Source organism: Micromonospora sp. WMMD712 (genome assembly GCF_029581295.1).
Taxonomy (GTDB): Bacteria; Actinomycetota; Actinomycetes; order Mycobacteriales; family Micromonosporaceae; genus Micromonospora; species Micromonospora carbonacea.
Genome location: NZ_CP120743.1, coordinates 7,174,396 through 7,200,275 on the forward strand (window position 1 = coordinate 7,174,396; position 25,880 = coordinate 7,200,275).

Genomic DNA, 25,880 nt, shown 5'->3' on the forward strand with positions numbered 1-25,880 from the left:
CGCGACACGTACCGGTGCCACACGAGGGAGCGAGATCAACCATGGCGGACGAAGAGAGGCTGCGCGAGTACCTCACGCGGGTCATCGCCGAGCTGCACCAGACCCGCCAGCGGCTGCGCGAGGTCACCGCCGAGGAGTCCGAGCCGGTCGCCATCGTCGCGATGAGCTGCCGCTACCCCGGCGGCATCACCTCACCCGAGGCGCTGTGGGACTTCGTCTCCGCCGGCGGCGACGCCATCGGCGAGTTCCCCACCGACCGGGGCTGGGACCTCGACCGGCTGCACCACCCCGACCCCGACAACCCCGGCACCTCGTACACCGCCGCCGGCGGGTTCCTCTACGACGCGGGGCGCTTCGACGCAGCCCTGTTCGGCATCAGCCCCCGCGAGGCCCTCGCCATGGACCCGCAGCAGCGGCTGCTGCTGGAGGTCACCTGGGAGCTGTTCGAACGCGCCGGCATCGCCCCGCTGTCGCTGCGCGGCAGCCGCACCGGCGCGTTCGTCGGCACCTCCGGCCAGGACTACGCCGCCGTGCTGCACCGCGCCCCCGGCGTCGAGGGCTACGTCCTCACCGGCTCCGCCGCCAGCGTCGTCTCCGGCCGGCTCGCCTACACCTTCGGCCTGGAGGGGCCCACCGTCACCGTCGACACCGCCTGCTCCTCGTCGTCGGTCGCCGTCCACCTCGCCTGCCAGGCCCTGCGCCAGCGCGAATGCGGCCTCGCCCTCGCCGGCGGCGCGACCGTGCTCGCCACCCCCGGCCCGTTCGTCGAGTTCTCCCGCCAGCGCGGGCTCGCCGCCGACGGGCGGTGCAAGTCGTTCGCCGCCGCCGCCGACGGCACCGGCTGGTCCGAGGGCGTCGGCATGCTCCTGCTCGAACGCCTCAGCGACGCCCGCCGCAACGGCCACCCCGTCCTCGGGATCATCCGCAGCTCCGCCGTCAACTCCGACGGCGCGTCCAACGGCCTCACCGCCCCCAACGGCCCCGCCCAGCAGCGGGTCATCCGGCAGGCCCTGGCCGGCGCGAAGCTCACCCCCGACCTCGTCGACGTCGTCGAGGCACACGGCACCGGCACCACCCTCGGCGACCCCATCGAGGCCCAGGCCCTGCTCGCCACCTACGGCCAGGACCGGGGCGACGCCGCGCCGCTGCTGCTCGGCTCGATCAAGTCCAACCTCGGCCACAGCCAGGCCGCCGCCGGCATCGCCGGCATCATCAAGATGGTCATGGCGATGCGGCACGGCACCGTGCCCGCCACCCTGCACGTCGACGCGCCCACCCCGCACGTCGACTGGGCCGCCGGCAAGGTCACCCTCGTCACCGAGCCGACCCCGTGGCCCACCGTGGACCGGCCCCGCCGGGCCGCCGTCTCCTCGTTCGGCATGAGCGGCACCAACACCCACCTCATCCTCGAACAACCCGAGGCCGCCGCCCCCGCGACCGCCGCCGCTGACCGGCCCGAGCCGCCCGCGCCCGTGCTGCTCACCGGCCGCACGCGCGCCGCGCTGCGCCGCCAGGCCGAGCAGTGGTCCCGGTACGTCGCCGACGCCGCCCCCCACCCCGCCGACGTCGCCTGGTCCTCGGTGACCTCCCGCAGCCCCCTGGAACACCGGGCCGTCGTCCTCGCCGACGACACCGACGGGCTGCTCGCCGCCCTGACCGCCCTCGCCGACGACCGGCCCGCCCCCGGCCTCGTCACCGGCTCCGCCGCCGAACGCGGCGCAGTCGCGTTCCTCTACTCCGGGCAGGGCGCGCAGCGCGCCGGCATGGGCCGGGAGCTGGCCGCCGCGTTCCCGGTGTTCGCGCAGGCCCTCGACGAGGTGTGCGCCGCGCTCGACGCGCACCTGCCCCGGCCGCTGCGGGAGGTGCTGTTCGCCGCCGCCGGCACGCCCGAGGCCGCGCTGCTCGACCAGACCGTGTTCACCCAGGCCGGCCTGTTCGCCGTCGAGGTGGCCCTGCACCGGCTCCTCGGCTCGTTCGGGATCGCCCCGGACCTCGTCGCGGGCCACTCCATCGGGGAGGTCGTCGCCGCGCACGTCGCCGGGGTGTTCACCCTCGCCGACGCGGCGACGCTGGTGGCGGCGCGGGGTCGGCTGATGCAGGCGTTGCCGCCCGGTGGGGCGATGCTGGCGGTCGCGGCGTCCGAGGCGGACGTGGCCGCCGCCCTGGACGGGGTGGCCGGCCCGGTCGGGATCGCCGCGGTCAACGGTCCGACTTCTGTCGTCGTCTCCGGTGCCGGGGCAGCCGTGGACGAGGTGGCCGGGCTGTGGGCCGCCCGTGGGGTGAAGACGCGGCGGTTGAAGGTCAGCCACGCGTTCCACAGCCCGCTGATGGAGCCGATGCTCGCCGGGTTCGCCGCCGTCGTCGCCGGCCTCGACCTGCGCGCCCCCTCCCTGCCCATCGTGTCCAACCTGACCGGCGACCTCGCCGACCCGGAGGCGGTCCGCACCCCGGAATACTGGGTGCGGCACGTGCGCGAGGCGGTCCGCTTCGGCGACGGCGTACGCACCCTGCGCGCCCACGGCGTCGGCACCTTCGTCGAGGTCGGCCCCGACACCGTCCTCGCCGCCGCCGCCGAGGAGACCCTCGCCGCCGTCGCCGCCGCCCCCGACGTGGCCCCCGCCGCCGTCGTGCCCGCGCTGCGCCGCGACCGCCCCGAACGCCGCGCCCTGCTCGCCGCGCTCGCCCGCCTGCACGTCGCCGGCACCGCCGTCCGCTGGGCCGACGTCCTCGCCGACCGGCCCGGCCGCCTCGTCGACCTGCCCACCTACCCGTTCGAGCGGCAGCACTACTGGGTGCCCGCCGAGGCCCCCGCCGACCCCGCCACCGGCACCGGCGCGCTCGACCACCGGTTCTGGGACGCCGTCGAACGCGCCGACCTCGACGCCCTGCGCGACACCCTCCACCTCGACGACGCCACCGTCGACTCCCTGCGCGCCCTGCTGCCCGCCCTCGCCGACTGGCGGCGGCAGCGGCAGGAACACACCGTCCTCGACGGCTGGCGGTACCGCGCCGAATGGCAGGTCACCGCCGAACCCACCCCCGGCCGGCTCGCCGGCACCTGGCTCCTCGCGCTCCCCGCCGGCCTCGCCGACGACCCGGCCGTCAGCGCGGTGAGCGCCGCGCTCACCGACGCCGGGGCCGACCCGCTGCCGCTGACCGTCGCCCCCGACGCCGACCGCGTCGCCCTCGCCGCCGCCCTCGGCGGCACCCCGCTCGCCGGGGTCGTCTCCCTGCTCGCCTGGGCGCCGTCGGCCGACGCCGCCGCCCTGCCCGGCCTCGCCGCCACCCTCGCCCTCACCCAGGCCCTCGGCGACGCCGGCCAGGACGCCCCGCTGTGGCTGGTCACCCGGGGTGCCGTCGCCGCCGCCGCGTACGACCGGCTCGCCGACCCCGCCCAGGCCGCCACCTGGGGCTTCGGCCGGGTCGTCAGCGTCGAGGCCCCGCACCGCTGGGGCGGCCTCGTCGACCTGCCCACCCGACCCGACGCCCGCGCCGCCGGCCGGCTCGCCGCGATCCTCACCGGCACGACCGGCGAGGACCAGCTCGCCGTACGCGGCCCCGGCGTCTTCGCCCGCCGCCTCGTCCGCGCCCCCCTCGGCGACCGCCCCCCGGCCCGCCGCTACACGCCCACCGGCACCGCCCTGATCACCGGCGGCACCGGCGGCCTCGGCGCGCGCGCCGCCCGCTGGCTCGCCGCCGCCGGTGCCGAACACGTCGTCCTCGTCAGCCGGCGCGGCCCCGCCGCCCCCGCCGCCGCCGACCTCGAAGCCGAACTCACCGCCCTCGGCACCCGGGTCACCGTCGCTGCCTGCGACATCGCCGACCGGGCCGCCCTCGCCGACCTGCTGCGCCGCGTCGAGGCCGACGGCCCGCCCGTGCGCACCGTCGTGCACACCGCCGGCGTCGCCCAGACCACCCCCCTCGCCGAGGTCACCGCCGCCGAACTGGCCGAGGTCACCGGCGGCAAGACCGCCGGCGCGACCCACCTGCACGACCTGCTCGCCGACCGGGACCTCGACGCCTTCGTCGTCTACTCGTCCATCGCCGCCACCTGGGGCAGCGCCGGCCAGGCCGGGTACGCCGCCGGCAACGCCCACCTCGACGCGCTCGTGCAGCAGCGCCGCGCCGACGGGCACGCCGGCACCGCCGTCGCCTGGGGCCCCTGGGCCGACGGCGGCATGCACGGGGCCGACTCCGACCAGCAGCTCCGCCGCCGGGGCGTACCCGCCATGGACCCCGCCGTCGCCATGGGCGCGCTCGCGCAGGCCCTCGACCACGACGACGTCACCCTCACCGTCGCCGACGTCGACTGGACCCGGTTCGCCCCCGCCTACGCCTCCGCCCGACGGCGGCCCCTGCTGGAGGGCGTACCCGAGGCGAAGGCCGCCCTCGACGGCGGCGCACCCACCGACGACGGCGACGACGGGCCCGCCGCGACCCTGCGCCGCCGCCTCGCCGGGCTCGCCCCCGCCCGCCGCGAGGAGACCCTCGCCGACCTGATCCGCGACCACGCCGCCGACGTGCTCGGCCACGACGGCGGACCGGCCGCCATCGGCGTCACCACCGCGTTCCGGGACCTCGGCTTCGACTCGCTCACCGCCGTGGAGCTGCGCAACCGGCTCGCCGCCGCCACCGGGCAGGCCCTGCCCACCACCCTCGTCTTCGACCACCCCAGCCCGATCGTGCTGGCCCGCTTCCTGCTCGGCGGCCTCCTCGGCGACGCCGCCGACCCCGCCCCGGCCGCCGCCGCGCCCACCGTGGACGGCGACGACCCGATCGCCATCGTCGGCATGGCCTGCCGCTATCCCGGCGGCATCGCCGACCCCGACCAGCTCTGGCGGCTCGTCGCCGACGGCGTCGACGCCATCGGCGGCTTCCCCACCAACCGGGGCTGGGACCTCGACCGGCTCTTCGACCCCGACCCCGCCACCCCCGGCACCAGCTACGCCGACCAGGGCGGCTTCCTCCACGACGCCGCCGACTTCGATGCGGCTTTCTTCGGTATTTCGCCCCGTGAGGCCCTTGCGATGGATCCGCAGCAGCGGTTGTTGCTGGAGGCGTCGTGGGAGGCGGTGGAGCGGGCAGGGGTTGATCCGGCGGGGTTGCGGGGTTCGCGAACAGGGGTGTTCGTCGGCACCAACGGCCAGGACTATGGGGCCCTGTTGATGATGTCAGCCGATGCGGCGGAGGGTTTCGCCGGCACCGGCAACGCGGCGAGTGTGGTGTCGGGTCGGGTGGCGTACGCGTTGGGGTTGGAGGGGCCGGCGGTGTCGGTGGACACGGCGTGTTCGTCGTCCCTCGTCGCACTGCACCTGGCGGTGCAGGCGCTGCGGCGCGGCGAGTGCGATCTCGCGCTGGCCGGCGGCGTCACCGTGATGACCACCCCCGCCACCTTCGCCGAGTTCTCCCGCCAACGGGCCCTCGCCCCCGACGGCCGGTGCAAGGCGTTCGCCGAGGCGGCCGACGGCACCGGGTGGGGTGAGGGCGTCGGGGTGCTGCTGGTGGAGCGGTTGTCGGACGCGCGGCGTAACGGGCATCGGGTGCTTGCGGTGGTGCGGGGTTCCGCGGTGAATCAGGATGGTGCGTCGAACGGTCTTACTGCGCCGAATGGTCCGTCGCAGCAGCGGGTGATCCGGCAGGCTCTTGCGTCGGCGGGGTTGTCGGCTGCGGATGTGGACGTGGTGGAGGCGCACGGCACGGGCACGACCCTCGGCGACCCGATCGAGGCGCAGGCGCTCCTCGCGACGTATGGGCAGGACCGGGGCGACGCCGCGCCGCTGCTGCTCGGCTCGGTCAAGTCGAACATCGGTCACACGCAGGCCGCCGCGGGCGTCGCCGGGATCATCAAGATGGTCCTCGCCATGCGGGAGGGTGTCGTCCCGGCGACGCTGCACGTGGACGCCCCCTCGGGGCACATCGACTGGACCGCCGGAGCCGTCGAACTGGTCACCGAGGCCCTGCCGTGGCCCGGGGCGGGCCGGCCGCGTCGGGCGGCCGTGTCGTCGTTCGGGATGTCCGGCACCAACGCCCACGTCATCGTGGAGCAGGGCGACGAGCCCGTCGACGTGCCGTCCGGGGTCCGTTGGCCGGGTCTGGTCGACGCTGACGTGGTGGTGTGGTCGGTGTCGGCGCGGTCGAAGGCGGCGCTGGCTGGTCAGGCGGCCCGGCTGGCCGCTCACGTGCGGGGGCACGGTGACGTGGAGCCGGCGGTGGTCGGTTGGTCCCTCGCCACCACGCGTGCCACGTTCGATCAGCGGGCGTCGGTGGTCGGTTCGGGTGTCGAGGAGTTGCTGTCGGGGTTGGATGCTCTGGCGTCCGGTCTGCCGGCGGGCAACGTGGTGTCTGGTGTCGCCTCGGGTCATGGTGCTGGTCCGGTGTTCGTGTTCCCGGGTCAGGGTGCGCAGTCGGCGCGGATGGCGGCCGGTCTGGTGGGTCGCACGCCGGTGTTCGACGCGCGGTTGGCGGAGTGTCAGCGGGCCCTGGCTCCGCATCTCGACGTGGATCTCGTGTCGGTGTTGACCGGGGATGACGAGTCGTGGTTGGAGCGGGTGGAGGTGGTGCAGCCGGTCCTGTGGGCCGTCGGCGTCGCCCTGGCGGCGGTGTGGGAGCACGTGGGCGTGTCCCCGCAGGTGGTGGTGGGTCACTCGCAGGGTGAGATCGGTGCCGCGTGTGTGGCGGGGATCCTGTCCCTCGACGACGCGGCGAAGACCGTCGCCCTTCGGTCGCGGGCGCTTGCGGTGTTGCGGGGGACTGGTGCGATGGCGTCGGTGGACCTGTCCGCCGACGCGGTGACCGCACGCCTTCACGCCTTCCCCGGTGTGGGTGTGGCGGCGGTGAACGGTCCCGCCACGGTGGTGGTGTCGGGTCCGCCGCAGCCGGTCGCCGACCTGGTGCAGGCGTGCCAGGCCGAGGGGATCCGCGCGCGCCTGATCCCGGTGGACTACGCGTCGCACTCCCCGTCCGTGCAGGACGTCGCCGAACGCCTCCGGGCCGACCTGGCCGACGTGACCCCGCAGCCGGGCCGCATTCGGCTGGTGTCGACGCTGACGGGTGACTGGGTCGACCCGGGGAGCATGACCGCCGACTACTGGTATGACAACCTGCGGCAGACCGTGCAGTTCGACGCCGCCGTCCGGGTCGCCGTGGCGGCCGGGCACACCACGTTCATCGAGATCAGTCCGCATCCGGTGTTGACGATGCCGGTGACGGCGATCCTCGACGACGCCGGGGTCACCGGTCACACGATCGGCAGCCTGCGCCGGGGTGACGACGACCCGACCCGACTCCTGTCCAACCTGGCTGCCGCGCACGCGATCGGCCTGCCCGTCGACCTGACGAAGGTCCTCGCCGCCGCCGGCACCGTCGACCTGCCCACCTACGCGTTCGACCGGGGCCGGTACTGGCTGGAGCCGCCCGCGCACCAGGTCCGGGACGTCGGTGCCGCCGGCCTCCAGGACGCCGGGCACCCCCTGCTCAGCGCCGCGATCCCCGTCGCCGACGACCAGACGGTCGTGCTCACCGGCCGGCTGTCGGTGCGTACCCACCCGTGGCTCGCGGACCACGCCGTCGGCGGGGCGGTGATCGTCCCCGGGACCGGGATCGTCGACATGGTCGTCCGGGCCGGCGACGAGGTCGACGCCGGCCAGGTCGGCGACCTCACCCTGATCAGCCCGCTCGTCGTGCCGCCGGCCGGGGCCGTGCAGGTGCAGGTACGCGTCGGCGCGCCCAGCGACAGCGGGGAGCGGACCGTCACCGTGCACTCCCGCCCCGAGGGCGACGGCGACGGCGAGTGGACCCGGCACGCCGAGGGCCTGCTGCTGCCGCAGCTCCCCGCCCCGCTGGTCGTGCCGGGGGAGTGGCCGCCCGCCGACGCCGTCGAGGTCGACGCGGACCTCGACGCCTGGTACGCGGACATGGCCGGCGGCGGCCTCGGCTACGGACCGGCCTTCCGGGGCCTGCGCCGGGTGTGGCGCGGCGTCGACGAGGCGTACGCCGAGGTGGCCCTGCCCGACGCGGTGGCCGCCGACGCGCCCCGCTTCGGCCTGCACCCCGCCCTGTTCGACGCGGCGCTCCAGGCCAGCGGCCTCACCGGGCTGCTCGGCGACGGCGACCGCGACGGCGACGGCAACTCCGACGGCGACACCGCCGGCACCGGCTGGATGCCGTTCGCGTTCCGCTCCGTCGGCCTGCACGCCCACGGGGCGACCCGGCTGCGGGTGCGGCTGCGTCCCCTCGGCCCCGACACCCTCGCCGTCACGCTCGCCGACGCCGCCGGGCAGCCCGTCGCCACCGTCGAGTCGCTGACGTTCCGCCCGGTCGCCGCCGGCCGGGCCGACGAGGCCGCCGCCCTGCGCCGCAACTGCCTGTTCCACCTCGACTGGACGCCGCTGGGCGGGACTTCGCCGGACCGGACGCCGCTGGAGCAGACGCCGTCGGACCGCCCCGGCGTGGCGGGGGACACCGACGTGGCGGGCGGCACCGACGCCATGGGCGGCACCCGCTGGGCGCTGCTCGGCGACGACCCGGCCGGCCTCGCCGCCGCGCTGGCCGCCGCCGGGCACCCCGTGACCGCCCACGCCGACCTGGCCGCCCTCGCCGCCGAGGTGGAGCGCGGCGGAGACGTACCCGATGTGGTGGTCGCGCAGTGGGCCGGCGCGGACCCGGCGCGGGCCGGCGACGCCGCGCACGACGCGGCCCGGGACGCCCTCGCGCTCGTGCAGGGCTGGCTGGCCGAACCCGGCCTGGAACGGGCCCGCCTGGTGCTGCGCACCGCCGGGGCGGTGGGTGCGGCCCCCGGCGAGGCCCCCCGCGACCTGGCGCGCGCCGCCCTGTGGGGGCTGGTCCGGTCGGCGCAGGCCGAGCACCCCGGCCGGTTCACGCTGCTCGACACCGACGACGACGCCGGCTGCCTCGCGGCCGTGCCGGCGGCCGTCGCCTGCGGCGAGCCGCAGGTCGCCGTGCGCGACGGCGCGCTGCTCGTGCCCCGGCTCGTGCGGGCCCGCGACGCCGGCACGCTGGCCCTGCCCGGCGACGACGTGCCGTGGCGGCTCGACGTCACCGAGAAGGGCACCCTGGAGAACCTGGCCGTGCTGCCCTGCCCCGAGGTCGGCGAGGCGCTGCCGGCCGGGCAGGTACGCGTCGCTATGCGCGCCTCCGGCCTCAACTTCCGGGACGTCGTGCTGACCCTCGGCATGGTCCCCGACCAGGAGGTGCTCGGCAACGAGGGCGCGGGCGTGGTGCTCGACGTCGGCCCCGGCGTCACCGGCGTGGCCCCCGGCGACCGGGTGATGGGCCTGTTCTCCGGCTCGTTCGCCAGCGTCGCCGTCACCGACCACCGCCTCGTCACCCGCATCCCCGACGGCTGGTCCTACGCGGAGGCCGCCGCCGTGCCGGTGGTCTTCCTCACCGCCTGGTACGGCCTGGTCGAGCTGGCCCGCCTCGACGCCGGCGAGTCCGTGCTGGTGCACGCGGCGGCCGGCGGCGTCGGCATGGCCGCCGTGCAGATCGCCCGCCACCTCGGCGCGGAGGTCTACGGCACGGCCAGCCCCGGCAAGTGGCCGGCGCTGCGCGCCACCGGCTTCGACGACGCGCACGTCGCCTCCTCCCGCAGCCTCGACTTCGTCGACGCGTTCCGCGACCGCACCGGCGGGCGCGGCGTCGACGTGGTGCTCAACGCGCTCAGCGGCGAGTTCGTCGACGCGTCGCTGCGGCTGCTCGCCCCCGGCGGGCGGTTCGTCGAGATGGGCAAGACCGACAAGCGGGACCCGCAGCGGGTCGCCGCCGACCACCCCGGCGTCAGCTACCAGGTGTTCGACCTCATCGAGGCCGGCCAGGACAAGATCGGCGAAATGCTCGCCGAACTGGTGGCGCTGTTCGCCGCCGGCGCGCTGCGCCCGCTGCCCCGCCGCGACTGGGACGTCCGGCGCGCCCCGGAGGCGTTCCGCTTCCTCAGTCAGGCCCGGCACGTCGGCAAGCTCGCCCTGAGCATCCCGCAGCCGCCCCGCCTCGACGGCACCGTCCTCGTCTCCGGCGCGACCGGCACCCTCGGCGCGCTGCTCTGCCGGCACCTGGTCACCGTCCACGACGCCCGGCAGCTCCTGCTGGTCAGCCGGCGCGGCCCCGACGCCGAGGGCGCCGACGCGCTGCTGGCCGACCTCAAGGCGCTCGGCGCGGACGTGCAGATCGTCGCCGCCGACCTGGCCGACCCGGACGCCGTCGGCGACGTGCTGTCCCTGGTGGACGCCCGGCATCCGCTGCGGGCCGTCGTGCACGCGGCCGGCGTCCTCGACGACGGGGTGCTGGAGTCGATGACCCCCGACCGGCTCGCCGCCGTGCTGCGGCCGAAGGTCGACGCCGCCTGGAACCTCCACCGCGCCACGGTCGGCCACGAGCTGACCGCGTTCGTGCTGTTCTCCGCCGCCGCCGGGGTGTTCGGCGGCCCGGGGCAGGGCAACTACGCCGCCGGCAACGCGTTCCTCGACGCCCTCGCCGAGCACCGGCGGGCCCTCGGCCTGCCGGCGGTCTCCCTCACCTGGGGTCGGTGGGCGCAGGCCAGCGGCATGACCGGGCACCTCGACGCCGCCGACATCCGCCGCCTCGACCGGGGCGGCATGGCCGCCCTGTCCAACGACGAGGCCCTCGCCCTGTTCGACGCGGCCTGGCGGTCGGAGCGGGCCGTGCTGATGCCCGCGAAGATCAGCACCGGGGTCGCCGCGCCGGGCGCGCCCGTCCACCCGCTGCTGACCGGGCTGGTCCGCGCCGCCGGCCGCCGGGCCGCCGCCGGTGAGGCCACCGACGGGCAGGCGTACGCGGCGCGGCTCGCCGGCCTCACCGCCGACAAGCGGGTACGCGCCCTGCGTGACCTGGTGCTGTCGAACGTCGCCGTCGTCCTCGGCCACGGCGACCCGGCCGGCATCGAGCCGACCCGCGCCTTCCGCGAGCTCGGCTTCGACTCGCTGACCGCCGTCGAGCTGCGCAACCGGCTCGGGGCGGCCACCGGGCTGCGGCTGCCCGCCACCCTCGTCTTCGACAACCCGACGCCGGCTGCGCTCGCCGCGTACCTCGCCGACCAGCTCGCCCCTGCGGGCGGGTCGGGGGGCGGTTCAGCCGATGCGGCGGGCGGCCCGGCGACGGGGGCCGGCCTGGACCTCGACCGCCTCGAGGCGGCCCTCGCCGGCCTCGACCCGGCCGACGACGAGTTCCGCCGCATCACCGACCGGCTGCACGGCCTGCTGGACCGGCTGGCCGAGCGGCAGTCCGACGCGGGCGACGACGACCTGGAGTCGGCCACCGCCGAGAACATCTTCGACCTGATCGACCGCGAGCTGGAGACGTCGTGACCAGCCGCAACGACCACGGCATGCCGAGTGAGGTGGGTCCACGGTGAGCAACGAGGACGAGAAGTACGTCGAGTACCTGAAGCGTACGACCTCGGAGCTGCGGCGCACCCGGCGTCGGCTGCGGGAGCTGGAGGCCCGCGACGGCGAACCCATCGCCATCGTCGCGATGAGCTGCCGCTACCCGGGCGGCGTCGCCTCGCCCGAGCAGCTGTGGGACCTCGTCCGCGACGGCGGGGACGGCATCGGGCCGTTCCCCGCCGACCGGGGCTGGGACCTCGACCGGCTGTTCCACCCCGACCCCGACCACCCCGGCACCTCCTACGTCTCCGCGGGCGGCTTCGTCTACGACGCCGCCGACTTCGACGCCGACCTGTTCGGCATCAGCCCCCGCGAGGCCCTCGCCATGGACCCGCAGCAGCGGCTGCTGCTGGAGACCGCGTGGGAGTCGTTCGAGCGGGCCGGCCTGCCCGTGGCGACCATGCGGGGCAGCCGCACCGGCGTGTTCGTCGGCGCGGCCTCGCACGGCTACGACGGGATCATGGCGCAGGCCGAGAACGGCGAGGGGCACCTGCTCACCGGCAACGCGACAAGCGTCATCTCCGGTCGTGTCGCGTACACGCTCGGCCTGGAGGGGCCGGCCGTCACCGTCGACACCGCCTGCTCGTCGTCGCTCGTCGCGATCCACCTCGCCGCCCAGGGGCTGCGCAACGGCGACTGCGAGCTGGCCCTGGCCGGCGGCGTCACCGTCATGCCCACCCCGGCGGTCTTCGTCGGGTTCAGCCGGCAGCGCGGGCTGGCCGCCGACGGCCGGTGCAAGGCGTTCGCCGCCGCCGCCGACGGCACCTCCTGGTCGGAGGGCGTCGGCATGCTGCTGCTCGCCCGGCTCTCCGACGCCCGACGCCACGGCTACCCGGTCCTCGCCGTGGTGCGGGGCAGCGCCGTCAACTCCGACGGCGCGTCCAACGGCCTGTCCGCCCCGCACGGCCCCTCCCAGGTGCGCGTCATCCGCCACGCGCTCGCCTCGGCGCGCCTGTCGCCGGTGGACGTGGACGTCGTGGAGGCGCACGGCACCGGCACCCGGCTCGGCGACCCGATCGAGGCGCAGGCGCTGCTGGCCACGTACGGGCAGGGGCGGGACACGCCGCTGCTGCTGGGGTCGGTCAAGTCGAACATCGGCCACACCCAGGCCGCCGCCGGCGTCGCCGGTGTGATCAAGATGGTGCAGGCCATCCGGCACGGCGTCGTGCCGCCCACCCTGCACGTCGACGCGCCGTCGCAGCACATCGACTGGTCCGCCGGGGCCGTGGAGCTCGCCACCGAGGCGCGGCCGTGGCCGGCCGTGGACCGGCCCCGCCGGGCCGCCGTGTCGTCGTTCGGCGTCTCCGGCACCAACGCGCACACCATCATCGAGCAGGCCCCCGAGCCCGAGGACCCCGCCGAGGCCGTCGCATCCGGGCGGGCGCTGCCGGCGGTGCCGGTGCTGCTGTCCGCCCGCACCGACGCCGCCCTCGCGGCGCAGGCGGGTCGCTGGGCGGCCTGGCTGGACGCCGACCCCGACGCGCGTCCCGTCGACGTGGGGTGGTCGTCGGTCACCGCCCGGGCGGCTCTGGACAGCCGTGTGGTGGTGGCGGCCACGGGCCGCGACGACCTCCTCGCCGGGCTGCGCGCCCTCGCCGCCGGCACCCCGGCCGGCAACGTCCTGTCCGGTACGGCCTCCCCGCGCGGCCAGCTCGCGGTGCTGTTCTCCGGTCAGGGTGCGCAGCGGGCGGGGATGGGTCGGGAGTTGTCCGCAGCGTTCCCGGTGTTCGCGTCGGTGTTGGACGAGGTGTGTGGGCACCTGGATCGTGGGTTGCCGCAGCCGTTGAAGTCGGTGCTGTTCGCTTCGGAGGGTTCCGCCGAGGCGGCGCTGCTGGATTCGACGGTGTTCACGCAGGCGGGGTTGTTTGCGGTCGAGGTGGCCCTGTTCCGGTTGGTGGAGTCGTTCGGTGTGGTGCCGGACTTTGTGGGTGGGCATTCTGTTGGTGAGATCGTTGCGGCGCATGTGGCGGGGGTGTTGTCGCTGGAGCATGCGTGTGCGTTGGTGGTGGCGCGGGGTCGGCTGATGCAGGGGTTGCCGGCCGGTGGCGGGATGTTGGCGGTCAATGCGGCCGAGGCGGAGGTGTTGTCGTCGCTGGACGGGTTGTCCGATCGGGTGGGGGTCGCGGCGGTCAACGGTCCTGGGTCGGTGGTGGTGTCGGGTGCGGTGGATGCCCTCGACATGTTGGAGGAGGTGTGGCGGGGTCGGGGGGTGCGGACGCGTCGGTTGGCGGTGAGTCACGCGTTTCACAGTCCGTTGATGGAGCCGATGCTGGAGAGGTTCCGGGCGGTGCTGTCGAGGTTGACGTTCTCCGCGCCGGTGCTGCCGTTGGTGTCGAACGTGACCGGTGGGCTGGCCGATCCCGATGAGGTTCGTAGTGTCGACTACTGGGTGCGGCATGTGCGGGAGGCGGTGCGGTTCGCCGATGGGGTGGCGGCGTTGCGGGCGGCGGGGGTGGACACGTTCCTGGAGGTGGGTCCGCAGAGCGTGTTGACGGCGTTGACGGCGGAGGCGCTGCCCGAGGCTTCCGTGCTCGCGGTGGCTGCCCAGCGTCGGGATCGGCCGGAGGTCGCCGGTCTGCTGGCCGCGCTGGCGGAGCTGCATGTGCATGGGGTGTCGGTGGGGTGGCGGCCGTGGTTCGCCGACACCGGCGCGTCCCGGGTGGACCTGCCCACGTACGCGTTCCAGCACCAGCGGTACTGGCCCGAGGCCGCCGCGGTCGCCGCCGCGCAGGCGGTCCACACCGCCGGATCCGAGGGCGACTTCTGGGCCGCCGTCGAGCGGGGCGACCTGACCGAGGTGGCGTCCCACCTGGCCGTGCAGGACGATCCCGCCGCGATCGAGGCGCTCGCCCCCGCCGTACCGGTGCTGTCGTCGTGGCGGCGGGCCCGCCAGCGCGACGCGACGCTGGACGCCTGGACGTACCGCGTCGCCTGGCACCCCGTCCACCCCGCCCCGGCCGCGCCCCGGCCGGGCCGCTGGCTGGTCGTCACCCCCACCCACCCCGCCGATCTTGCACTTGCGGCCCCCGAAGCGGGCGGAACGAGGCTTTTGTCGGGGCCGGAACTGCAAGATCGCGGGGTGGTGGCGGCGCTGCGCCGGGGTGGGGCGCGGGTCGAGGTGCTCGGCGTCGACGGCTCGGTCGGGCGGGGCGAGCTCGGGTACGTGCTGCGGCGGCTCGGGGAGCCGGGCAGCGCGGGCGGGGAAGCGGGGTGGGCCGGGGTGGTCTGCCTGCTGCCCGAGCGGGACGTGCCGCTGCCGGACGCCCCCGCCGTGCCCACCGGCACCGCGCTCCTGCTCACCCTCGCCCAGGCGCTCGCCGACACCGGCCTGCCCGGCCGGCTGTGGTGCCTCACCCGGGGGGCGGTCTCCGTCGGCGGCGGCGAGCGCGTCGCCGACCCGTCGGCCGCAGCCGCCTGGGGCCTCGGCCGGGTGATCGCCCTCGAACAGCCCGACCGCTGGGGCGGCCTCGTCGACCTGCCCGCCACCGGCACCAGCACCGCCGCCGCGACCGGCACCGCCACCGCGACCGGCACCGCCGCCGGCGACGGCGTCGACCTGCCCGGTATCGGCAGCGGCGGCGACAACGGCGCGGGCCGCGGCAGGGACAGCGCCGAGGTCGGGGGCGACCTCGACCGGGCGAGCGGGGACCACCTGCTCGCCGTCCTCGCCGACGCCGGCCACGACCAGGTGGCGATCCGTCCACAGGGCGTCCTCGGCCGACGGCTCGTGCCCGCCGCCGCGCCGCCGGCCGGTTCGGGGTGGCGGCCGTCGGGGACGGTGCTGGTCACCGGTGGCACGGGCGCGCTGGGTCGGCACACCGCCCGCTGGTTGCTGGCCAACGGGGCGGCCGAGGTGGTGCTGGCCTCCCGGCGTGGCCCGGACGCCCCCGGTGCCGACGGGCTGGTCGAGGAGCTGGGCGGGGCCGGGGCGGTGGCGGTCGTCGCCTGCGACGTCACCGACCGCGAGGCGGTCGCCGCGCTCGTGGCCGACCTGCCCGCGCTCACTGCCGTCGTGCACACCGCCGGGATCGTCGACGACGGCGTCCTCGACGGCCTCGACCCCGCCCGGATGCAGGCCGTCCTCGCCGGCAAGGTCACCGCCGCCCGGGTGCTGCACGACGCCACCGCCGGCCGGGACCTCGACGCGTTCGTGCTGTTCTCCTCCCTCGCCGGGGTCGTCGGCAGCGCCGGGCAGGGCAACTACGCGGCGGCCAACGCCTACCTCGACGCGTTCGCCGCGTGGCGGCACGCCCAGGGGCTGCCCGCCACCGCCGTCGCCTGGGGCGCGTGGGCCGCCGACGGGATGGCCGCCGCCACCGCCGCGCTCACCGCCCGGCTCACCCGGGGCGGCATCAACCCGCTGCCCGCCGCCGAGGCCGTCACCGCCCTCGGCCGGGTCGTCAACGCCGCCGGCGCGGCCGTCACCGTCGCCGACGTCGACTGGGGACGCCTCGCCGCGTCCTGGGGGCGGCCGAACCCGCTGATCTCGGCCCTGCCCGGGGTGCCCGCCGTGGCGAGCGGCCCCGTCCGGGCCGTCGTCGTCGGCCGGTCCCTGCCGCAGCTCACCGAGCTGGTGCGCACCCAGGCCGCCGCGGTGCTCGGCTACCCGGCCGGGCGGCCGCTGCCCGACCGCGCCTTCCGCGACCTCGGCTTCGACTCGCTCACCGCCGTCGAGCTGCGCAACCGGCTCACCGCCGAGACGGGCACGACCCTGCCCGCCACCCTCGTCTTCGACCATCCCACCGTCGCCGAGCTGGCCGCCCACCTGCACGGGCTGACCAACCGGCTGCCCGGCGACACCCCCGGCGACGTCGTCGCCGCCGGCACCGACACCCACCGCGAGCCCGTCGCCATCGTCGCGATGAGCTGCCGGTTCCCCGGCGGGGTCAGCTCACCGGAGCAGCTCTGGGACCTCCTCGCCACCGGCACCGACGCGATGACCCTGATGCCCGGGGAGCGCGGCTGGAACATCGCCGAGCTGTACCACCCCGACCCCGAGCACCTCGGCACCAGCTACGTGCGGGAGGGCGGCTTCGTCGCCGGGGCCGGCGAGTTCGACCCCGCCTTCTTCGGCATCAGCCCCCGCGAGGCACTCGCCATGGACCCGCAGCAGCGGCTGCTGCTGGAGGCCACCTGGGAGGCGTTCGAGCGGGCGCGGATCGACCCGACCGCGCTGCGCGGCAGCCGCACCGGCGTGTACGTCGGCACCAACGGCCAGGACTACGGCTCGCTGCTGATGGCCGCCGGGGACGTCGACGAGAACTACCTCGCCACCGGCACCTCCGCGAGCGTCATCTCGGGTCGGCTGTCGTACACCTTCGGGCTGCACGGCCCCGCCGTCACCGTCGACACGGCCTGCTCGTCGTCGCTGGTCGCCCTGCACCTCGCCGCGCAGGCCCTCCAGGCGGGGGAGTGCGACCTCGCCCTCGCCGGCGGCGCCACCGTCATGGCCACCCCCGGCATCTTCGTCGGCTTCTCCCGCCAGCGCGGGCTGGCCGCCGACGGCCGGTGCAAGCCGTTCGCCGGGGCCGCCGACGGCACCGGCTGGGGCGAGGGCGTCGGCCTGCTGGTGCTCCAGCGGCTCTCCGACGCCCGCCGCGACGGCAACCCCGTCCTCGCCGTGGTGCGGGGCTCCGCCGTCAACCAGGACGGCGCGTCCAACGGGCTGACCGCCCCCAACGGGCCCGCCCAGCAGCGGGTCATCCGCCAGGCCCTGGCCAACGCCGGGCTCACCGCCGGCCAGGTCGACGCCGTCGAGGCGCACGGCACCGGCACCACCCTCGGCGACCCGATCGAGGCCCAGGCGCTGCTCGCCACGTACGGGCAGGACCGGCCCGCCGACCGCCCCCTGTGGCTCGGCTCGATCAAGTCGAACGTCGGCCACACCCAGGCCGCGGCCGGCGTCGCCGGGGTGATCAAGATGGTCCTCGCCATGCAACACGGGGTGCTGCCGCCCACCCTGCACGTCGACGAGCCCACCCCGCACGTCGACTGGTCCGCCGGCCACGTCGCGCTGCTCACCGAGGCCCGCCCGTGGGAGCCCGCCGACGGCGTCCGCCGCGCAGGCGTCTCCTCGTTCGGCATCAGCGGCACCAACGTGCACACCATCCTCGAACAGGCCCCCGAGAAGGAGCCCGCGCAGGAGGACGCCGCGCAGGAGGAGCCCACGCAGGAGCAGGCCGCCGCGCCGGCCCGGGAACTGCCCTGGGTGCTGTCCGGGCGCACCGCCGCCGCCCTCGCCGCCCGCGCCCGCGACCTCGCCGCCCACCTCGACACCGTCGCCGACGACGCGCTCGCCGACGTCGGCTGGTCCCTCGTGGACACCCGCGCCGCACACGACCACCGGGCCGTCGTCCTCGCCGCCGACCGCGCCGGCCTGACCGCCGCGCTGGGCGAGCTCGCCGCCGGCCGGCCCGCGCCGGACACCGTCACCGGCACCGGTACGCCCGGCGAGGTGGCCTTCGTCTTCCCCGGCCAGGGCTCCCAGTGGGTCGGCATGGCCGCCGAACTCCTCGACACCGCCGGAGTCTTCGCCGACACGTTCGCCGCCTGCGCCGAGGCCCTGCGCCCGTACGTCGACTGGTCGCCCGTCGACGTGGTGCGCGGCGCGCCCGACGCGCCGTCCCTGGAACGCGTCGACGTCGTCCAGCCCACCCTGTTCGCCGTCGGCGTCTCCCTCGCCGCCCTCTGGCAGTCGTACGGGGTGCGCCCCGCCGCCGTCGTGGGCCACTCGCAGGGCGAGATCGCCGCCGCGTACGTCGCCGGGGCCCTCACCCTCGACGACGCGGCGGCCGTGGTCGCCCTGCGCAGCCGGATCATCGCCGGCATCGCCGGGGACGGCGGCATGGTCTCCGTCGCCACCACCGCCGACGAGGCCACCGCCACCATCGCCCGCTGGGACGGCCGCGTCGCGCTCGCCGCCGTCAACGGCCCCACCTCCGTCGTCGTCTCCGGCGACTCCGCCGCCCTCGACGAACTCGTCGCCCACTACGAGGCCCGGGACACCCGGGTCCGCCGGGTGCCCGTCGACTACGCCTCCCACTCGGCGCACGTCGAGCCGCTGCGCGAGCAGCTCCTCGCGCTGCTCGCCGGGCTGAACCCCCGCACCGGCGAGATCCGGTTCCGGTCCACCGTCGAGGGCGACTGGCTCGACACCGCCGCCCTCGACGCCGACTACTGGTATCGCAACCTGCGGCAGACCGTCCGCTTCGACGAGGCGGTACGCAGCCTCGTCGCCGCCGGCTACCAGACGTTCGTCGAGGTCAGCGCCCACCCGGTGCTCACCATGGCCGTGCAGGAGAGCGTCGAGGCGGCCGCCGCCGACCCGGGCGCGGTCACCGTCACCGGCACCCTGCGGCGCAACGAGGGCGACCTCGGCCGGTTCCACCGGGCCGCTGCCGAGGTCTTCACCGGGGGTACGCCCGTCGACTGGCGACCCGCGTACGCCGGGCTGCCCGCGCGCCGCCGCGACCTGCCCACGTACCCGTTCCAGCGGCAGCTCTACTGGCCCCGGCCCGCCACCGCCACCACCGCCCCGGCCGCGGTCCCCGCCGGCCCGGCGGACGAGTCCGACGCCCGGTTCTGGGCCGCCGTCGAGGACGGCGACCTGGCCGCGCTCACCGCCGAACTCGCCGCCGCCACCGACGGCGGCACCGTGCCCGAGGCGGCGTTCGCCGACGTGCTGCCCGCCCTCACCGCCTGGCGACGCCGGCACCGCGACCAGGCCACCATCGACTCGTGGCGGTACCGCGACGCGTGGCTGCCCGTCGGCGCGGACGGCGGCGACGAGCCCGCCCTCGCCGGCACCTGGTGGCTGGTCACCGGCCCGGACGACACCGACGGCGGCACCGACACCGGCGGTGGCACCGGCACCGACGACACCGGCGCCGAGGCAGCCGCCGGGCGGCAGGCCGGTGCCGCGCTGGCCGCGTTCACCCGCGACGCCCTCGCCCGGCACGGCGCGACCGTCGTACCCGTTGCCCTGGCCGGCGAGCGGACCGACCGCGACGCCCTCGCGGCCCGGCTGCGCGACCTCGCCGCGGCCCACCCCGCCACCGGGATCGTCTCCCTGCTCGCCCTCGACGAGACGCCCACGCCCACCCACCGCCACGTGCCCGTCGGCTTCGCCGGCACCGTCACCCTCACCCAGGCCCTCGGCGACGCGGGCGTCCGCGCCCCCCTGTGGGCGCTGACCCGCGGCGCGGTCTCCACCGACCCCGCCGACCCACTGCCGCACCCTGGGCAGCAGCTCGCCTGGGGCTTCGGCCGGGTCGCCGCCCTCGAACACCCCGACCGCTGGGGCGGCCTCGTCGACCTGCCCGCCGACCCCGACGACACCACCGGCCGCCGCCTCGCCCGCGTCCTCGCCGGCGCGGACGGGGAGGACCAGGTGGCCCTGCGCCGGGCCGGCGCGTTCGGCCGGCGGCTGCTGCGTGCCCCGCTCGGCGACACCCCCGCCACCCGCACCTGGCGGCCCTCCGGCACCGCCCTCGTCACCGGCGGCACCGGCGCCCTCGGCGGGCACATGGCCCGCTGGCTCGCCGCCAACGGCGCGTCCCACCTGGTGCTGCTCAGCCGGCGCGGCCGGCAGGCCGACGGCATCGCCGAGCTGGAGGCCGAGCTGACCGGGCTCGGCGCACGCGTCACCGTGGCCGCCTGCGACGCCGCCGACCGCGACGCCCTCGCCGCCGTCCTCGCCGACCTGCCCGCCGAGCACCCGCTCACCGCCGTGGTGCACACCGCCGCCGTCCTCGACGACTCGGTCGTCAGCGCGCTCACCCTCGACCAGGTCGACTACGCGCTCAGCGCCAAGGTCACCGCCGCGCTCAACCTCCACGAGCTGACCCGCGACCACGACCTCGACGCGTTCGTCCTGTTCTCCTCCATGGCCGGCACCGTCGGCAGCTCCGGCGTCGGCAACTACGCCCCCGGCAACGCGTTCCTCAACGCCCTCGCCGAGCACCGCCGCGGCCTCGGCCTCCCCGCCACCTCCATCGGCTGGGGCGCCTGGGGCGGCGGCGGCATGGCCGAGGGCGACTTCGGCCGGATGCTGCACCGCCACGGCGCGCCCGAGATGCACCCCCGGCTCGCCGTCGCCGCGCTGCACCAGGCCGTCGAGCACGACGAGACGTACCTGACCATCTCCCACATCGCCTGGGACCGGTTCTACGTCGCGTTCACCGCCACCCGGCCCGGCCCGCTGATCGCCGAGATCCCCGAGGCGCAGCAGCTCGCCGCCAGCAAGGGCGTCGCCGAGGCGACGGAGACCGACGACGCCGGCCCCGCCGCCGCGTTCGGCCGGATGAGCGCCGACGAGCGCCGCGCCGCGCTGCTCGACCTGGTCCGCGGCCAGGCGGCCACCGTCCTCAAGTACGCCGGCGGCGACGCCGTCGACCCGCACCACGCGTTCCGGGACCTCGGCTTCGACTCGGTGACCGCCGTGGAACTGCGCAACCGGCTCGCCACCGCCACCGGGCTGCGCCTGCCGGTGACCCTCGTCTTCGACTACCCCACCCCCACCGTCCTCGCCCGGCACCTGCACGAGGAACTCGGCGGCGGGGCCGAAACCGCCACGCAGGCCGCGTCCGTGCCGCTCGCCGACGACGAGCCCGTCGCCATCGTCGCCATGTCCTGCCGGTTCCCCGGCGGGGCCGTCGACCCCGAACGGTTCTGGCAGATGCTGCACGCCGGCCGCGACGCCGTGTCCGACCTGCCCGGCGACCGGGGCTGGGACATCGACCGACTGTACGACCCCGACCCCTATTCCTCCGGCACCTCCTACGTCCGCAGCGGCGCCTTCCTCTACGAGGCGGCCGACTTCGATGCGGCTTTCTTCGGTATTTCGCCCCGTGAGGCCCTTGCGATGGATCCGCAGCAGCGGTTGTTGCTGGAGGCGTCGTGGGAGGCGGTGGAGCGGGCAGGGGTTGATCCGGCGGGGTTGCGGGGTTCGCGAACAGGGGTGTTCGTCGGCACGAATGGCCAGGACTATGGGGCCCTGCTCATGGTGGCCGTGGACGACGTGGAGGGCTTCGCGGGCACGGGGAACGCGGCGAGTGTGGTGTCGGGTCGGGTGGCGTACGCGTTGGGGTTGGAGGGGCCGGCGGTGTCGGTGGACACGGCGTGTTCGTCGTCGCTGGTGGCGTTGCACCTGGCGGTGCAGGCGCTGCGGCGCGGCGAGTGCGATCTCGCGCTGGCCGGCGGCGTCACCGTGATGGCGACGCCGGGGCTGTTCGTGGAGTTCTCCCGGCAGCGCGGCCTGGCCGCCGACGGCAGGTGCAAGGCGTTCGCGGCCGGCGCGGATGGCACCGGTTGGGGTGAGGGCGTCGGGGTGCTGCTGGTGGAGCGGTTGTCGGACGCGCGGCGTAACGGGCATCGGGTGCTTGCGGTGGTGCGGGGTTCCGCGGTGAATCAGGATGGTGCGTCGAACGGTCTTACTGCGCCGAATGGTCCGTCGCAGCAGCGGGTGATCCGGCAGGCTCTCGCGTCGGCGGGGTTGTCGGCTGCGGATGTGGACGTGGTGGAGGCGCACGGCACGGGCACGACGTTGGGTGACCCGATCGAGGCGCAGGCGCTGCTGGCCACGTACGGGCAGGGGCGGGAGACTCCGCTGCTGCTCGGCTCGGTCAAGTCGAACATCGGTCACACCCAGGCCGCCGCGGGCGTCGCCGGGATCATCAAGATGGTCCTCGCCATGCGGGAGGGTGTCGTCCCGGCGACGCTGCACGTGGACGCGCCGTCGCCGCACATCGACTGGACGGCCGGAGCCGTCGAGCTGGTCACCGAGGCCACCCCGTGGCCGGGGACGGGTCGTGTCCGGCGGTCGGCGGTGTCGTCGTTCGGCATCTCCGGCACCAACGCGCACGTCATCCTCGAACTGCCCGAAGACCTGCCCGCCGCCGAGGCCCCCGGCACCGACGACGCGGGCGGTCCGGGCCTGGTCGCCGCCGGGGTGACGGTGTGGCCGGTGTCGGCCCGGTCGAAGGCGGCCCTCGCCGGTCAGGCCGCCCGCCTCGCCCGGCACCTGCGGGGGCACGGCGACGTGGAGCCGGCGGTGGTCGGTTGGTCGCTGGCGACGACGCGGTCGACGTTCGACCACCGGGCCGCCGTCGTCGGGACAGATGTGGCCGACCTGCTCGCCGGCCTGGACGCGCTTGCGTCCGGTCAGCCGGCGGGCAACGTGATGTCGGGTGTCGCCTCGGGTCATGGTGCTGGTCCGGTGTTCGTGTTCCCGGGTCAGGGTGCGCAGTCGGCAGGCATGGCCGCCGGCCTGGTCGGCCGCACGCCAGTGTTCGACGCGAAGCTGGCCGAGTGCCAGCGGGCACTGGCTCCCTACCTCGACGTGGATCTCGTGTCGGTGTTGACCGGCGACGACGAGTCGTGGTTGGAGCGGGTCGAGGTCGTCCAGCCGGTCCTGTGGGCCGTCGGCGTCGCCCTTGCCGCCGTGTGGGAGCACGTGGGTGTGGTGCCGCAGGCGGTGGTGGGTCACTCGCAGGGTGAGATCGGTGCGGCGTGTGTGGCGGGGATCCTGTCCCTCGACGACGCGGCGAAGACCGTCGCCCTTCGGTCGCGGGCCCTGGCCGTGCTGCGGGGCACCGGGGCGATGGCGTCGGTGGACCTGTCCGCTGACGCGGTCGCCGAGCGGCTCCACGCCTTCCCCGGTGTGGGTGTGGCCGCGGTGAACGGTCCGGCGACGGTGGTGGTGTCGGGTCTGCCGCAGCCGGTCGCGGACCTGGTGGACGCCTGCCAGGCCGACGGTGTTCGGGCGCGGTTGATTCCGGTGGACTACGCCTCACACTCCCCGTCCGTGCAGGACGTCGCCGAACGCCTCCGCGCCGACCTGGCCGACGTGACCCCGCAGCCGGGCCGCATTCGGCTGGTGTCGACGCTGACGGGTGACTGGGTCGACCCGGGGAGCATGACCGCCGACTACTGGTATGACAACCTGCGGCAGACGGTGCAGTTCGACGCGGCGGTGCGGGTCGCTGTGGCGGCCGGGCACACCACGTTCGTGGAGATCAGTCCGCATCCGGTGTTGACGATGCCGGTGACGGCGATCCTCGACGACGCCGGGGTCACCGGTCACACGCTGGGCAGCCTGCGCCGGGGTGACGACGACCCGACCCGGCTGCTGTCCAATCTGGCCGCCGCGCACGCGATCGGCCTGCCCGTCGACCTGACGAAGGTCCTCGCCGCCGCCGGCACCGTGCCGCTGCCCACCTACGCGTTCGACCGTGATCGGTTCTGGCCCACGAAGGCCGAGCTGGCCGGCGCGGAGGAGGCCCCGAGCGGCGTCGACTCCGCGTTCTGGGCCGCCGTCGAGCGGGAGGACCTGGCCGCGCTCGCGGAACTCACCGCGCAGGACGCCGCCGACTCCCTCGAACGGCTCGGCGCGGCCCTGCCGGTGCTCGCCTCCTGGCGGCGACAGCAACGCGAGCGCTCCAGCCTGGACGACCTGCGCTACCGCGCGGTCTGGCAGCCGTACACCGGCACGCCCGTCAGCTTCCTTTCCGGCGACTGGTGGGTCGTCGCCGACGAGCGCCACGCGGGGGAGGGCGAGGCGGCCGTCGCCGAGCTGACCCGCCGGGGCGCCGACGTGCGGCTGGTGCTGCTGCCCGAGGAGTCGACCGACCGGGCCGCCGTCGCCGCCCACCTGGCCGCCGCGACCGGCGACGGCGACGGCGGGCGGGCCCCCGCCGACGGGGTGCTGTCGCTGCTGGCCCTCGCCGACGGCGCGGTCGACGACACCCAGCCGGTGCCGCCGTTCCTCGCCCGCTCCCTCGCGCTGGTCCAGGCCCTCGGCGACCTCGACGTGGCCGCGCCGCTGTGGTGCGTCACCCGGGGCGCGGCCGGCACCACCCGGGGCGGGACCGTGGACCGGCCGGAGCAGTCGCTGCTGTGGGGCCTCGGCCGGGTCGTCGCCCTGGAACACCCCGAGCGGTGGGGCGGGTTGGTCGACGTGCCGGCCACCCTCGACGACCACGGCTGGGACCTGCTCTGCGCCGCCCTCGCCGGCCTCGACGGCGAGGACCAGGTCGCCGTCGACGGGGCCACGATCCTCGTCCGCCGGCTGGTCCGGGCCCCCGGCGGGACCCCCGCCGCCGACGAGCCCGACCACCGGGGCACCACCCTCGTCACCGGCGGCACCGGTGCGCTCGGCGCGGAGGTGGCCCGCTGGCTGGCCGCCCGGGGCGCCGAGCACCTGCTGCTGGTCAGCCGCCGGGGCGGCGACGCCCCGGGCGCCGCCGACCTGGTCCGGGAGCTGACCGGGGCGGGCACGCGGGTCACCGTCGCCGCCTGCGACGTCGCCGACCGGGCCGCCCTGGCGAAGCTGCTCGCCGAGGTGCCCGCCGACGCGCCGCTGACCGCCGTCGTGCACGCGGCGGGCGTCCTCGACGACGGGGTCCTCGACGGGCTCACCGCCGACCGGATCGCCACCGTGTTGCGGCCCAAGGTGCTCGGCGCGCTGCACCTGCACGAGCTGACCGTCGGCCGGGAGCTGCGCGCGTTCGTGCTGTTCTCCGCCATGGCCGGGCAGCTCGGCGCGGCCGGGCAGGGCAGCTACGCCGCCGCCAACGCGTACCTCGACGCGCTGGCCGAGCAGCGGCACCGGCAGGGGCTGCCGGCCACGTCGATCGCCTGGGGACCGTGGGCGGCCGGCGGGATGGCCGCCGCCGACCCGGCCGTGGAGGAGCGCCGCCGCCGCACCGGCGTCGCCCGCCTCGACACCGCCCCCGCGCTCGCCGCGCTCGCGGCCTGCGTGGCCCGGCGGGAACCGGCGACGCTGGTGGCCGGCATCGACTGGGCGCGGTACGTGCCCGGGTTCGTCGCCGTCCGACCCAGCCCGCTGCTCGCCGGCATCGCCGAGGCGCAGCAGGCCGCCGCCGCGCGGGCCGACGACGCCGGCACGAACGCCGAGTCCCTCGCTGCGCTGCTCGCCGGGCAGACCGACGCCGAGCGGCGCAAGACCCTCCTCGACCTGGTGCGCGGCCAGGCCGCCGCCGTGCTCGGGCACGCCTCGATGGACGCCGTCGAACCCGACCGGGCGTTCCGGGAACTCGGCTTCGACTCGCTGACCGCCGTGGAGCTGCGCAACCGGCTCACCGCGGCGACCGGCGTCCGGCTGCCCGCCACGGTCGTCTTCGACTACCCGACCGCCGCCGGCCTCGCCGAGTACGTGCGGGCGGCGGTCGTCGACGGCGGGGTGGTCGGCGTCGCGCCGGTCTTCGGGGAGCTGGACAGGCTGGAGGCGACGCTCACCGGCTCCGCCCCGGACCGCAGCGCCCGGATCCGGATCACCGAGCGGCTGCGGGCGCTGCTGGCGTCCCTCAACGCCGACGACGCCCCGGCGGGCGCGGGCGGGGACACCGTCGCCGAGAAGCTCCAGGACGCCACCCCCGACGAGGTCTTCGACTTCATCGACCGGGAGCTGGGGGTGTCCTGACGTGAACGCTGCTGGGTCGGTTC

Annotated in this window: 2 protein-coding genes; both read left to right on the forward strand. The window is 76.3% G+C overall.

All coding sequences use genetic code 11. The annotated features are described in order from the left end of the window. Positions 1-41: 41 nt before the first annotated feature. Entirely contained in the window at positions 42-11,339 is an 11,298-nt protein-coding gene (locus O7633_RS30640) for a type I polyketide synthase (protein WP_282324877.1), read from the forward strand. 43 nt (positions 11,340-11,382) lie between these two features. Further along, positions 11,383-25,857 (forward strand): type I polyketide synthase, encoded by a 14,475-nt coding sequence (locus O7633_RS30645; RefSeq protein WP_282324878.1) that lies wholly within the window; start codon positions 11,383-11,385, stop codon positions 25,855-25,857. Positions 25,858-25,880: the final 23 nt, after the last annotated feature.